The sequence below is a fragment of the Dissulfurispira sp. genome (assembly GCF_036745535.1).
Classification (GTDB): domain Bacteria; phylum Nitrospirota; class Thermodesulfovibrionia; order Thermodesulfovibrionales; family Dissulfurispiraceae; genus Dissulfurispira.
The window spans coordinates 1-1711 of record NZ_DAIOFX010000169.1 but is presented as its reverse complement, the minus strand read 5'-3'; the positions used below and the strand labels follow the sequence as shown (position 1 = coordinate 1711).

Annotated in this window: 1 pseudogene; it reads left to right on the top strand. The window is 43.1% G+C overall.

Annotated features, from left to right (window positions below):
* Positions 1-110: 110 nt before the first annotated feature.
* Positions 111-1676 (top strand): annotated as a pseudogene (locus V7L97_RS12530) (DEAD/DEAH box helicase).
* Positions 1677-1711 lie beyond the last annotated feature (35 nt).

Sequence of the window (1711 nt, the reverse complement as noted above, 5' to 3'; positions counted from 1 at the left end):
AGTATATGTAAGCATATACTAAATAAACATAAGTTTCATTTAATCCCTCAGGGGATTTTAGAAACCCTGAGGGTTTTTATTTGGAACAAAATTAAGAGAGGTTAGAAAAAATGAAGTTTGAAGATTTTTCTTTAAGTAAAGAGACATTGAAGTCCATATCAGAGATAGGGTTTGAGGAAGCCGACACCGATTCAGGTCTCCGCGATACCGTTACTATTAGATGGATTGGACGTTGTCGGGCAGGCGCAGACAGGTACAGGCAAAACCGCTGCCTTTGGTATTCCCATAGTCGAGAAATGCCGGAAGGACAAAAATCCCTTTGCCATTATACTCGAACCCACAAGAGAGCTTGCGGTACAGGTCTCTCAAGAGATCAACAAAATAGGGAAATTCAGAAAAATAAATGTACTGCCTGTTTATGGAGGGACATCAATTGAACGGCAGATAAAGGCATTACAGCGCGGCGTGGATGTCATTGTGGGAACCCTGGACGTGTTATAGACCATATAAACAGGAACACCCTCTCACTCTCTAATATAAAAATTGTGGTTCTCGACGAAGCCGATGAGATGCTTAATATGGGCTTTATCGAAGATATCGAGACAATACTGAAGACCACGCCAGCAGAGAGACAGACCCTTTTGTTTTCAGCCACAATGCCCCAGCCCATAATGAGCATTGCGAAAAGATATATGAAGAGCCCCGAAAAGGTAAAGGTGAATACAAAAGATGTTGTTGTCTCCAAGATAAAGCAGATATTTTACGAGGTAAGAGAAGAAGACAAAGTAAATGCCCTTTCAAGACTCATAGATGTGGAAGACCCGCAGTTAGCCATTGTATTCTGTCATACAAAGCGTGAGGTTGATGAAGTTTCCATGAAGCTTGCACAGATGGGATATAATGCAGGCGCCCTTCACGGTGACTATACGCAGGCGAGAAGGGAAGAGGTAATGGGCAAGTTTAAGAACAACATGCTCGATATTCTCGTTGCAACCGATGTGGCAGCAAGGGGGCTCGATATACAGAATGTAACCCATGTGATCAATTACAACATTCCCCAAAACCCTGAAAGCTATATACACAGGATCGGAAGGACAGGAAGGGCAGGAAAGTCCGGTATGGCGATTACCCTTGTCACGCCGAGGGAATACAGGCATTTGAGGCTTATAGAGAAGACTGCAAAGACAGTAATCGACAGGAAGAGATTACCTTCGGCAGCAGATGTTATTAAGGCGAGAGAGAAGAACATTGCTAAGGATATAGAAGGGATAATAAAAGGGGATAAACACATGGGCTATGTTTCCGCTGTTAAGGAGTTGTCGGAACAATACAGCTTCGGCGACATTGCAGCAGCAGCACTTTATGCTGCTTACGGAGAAGTGAAAGAAACGCCTGTGGAAGAACGTTACGAAAAGGCCGGAGCCAAAGATGGAATGGTTCGTTTGTTCATGACAATAGGAAGGAAGGACAAGATAAAGGTGCCCGATATTGTAAAGTCTATTGCCTCGGAGGCGAATATTCCTTACAGCAAGATCGGGAATATCGATGTCCTTGACAAGTTCACTCTTGTTGAAGTCCCTGAAGACCTTGCAGACAGGGTAATACGCTCTGTGGATGATATGATGATGAAGGGCAGAAGGGTTAAGGTACAGAAGGCTAAGGCAAGGACTAATTGACAATTTAAAAATTGTTTATTTATAGTTAAATATCC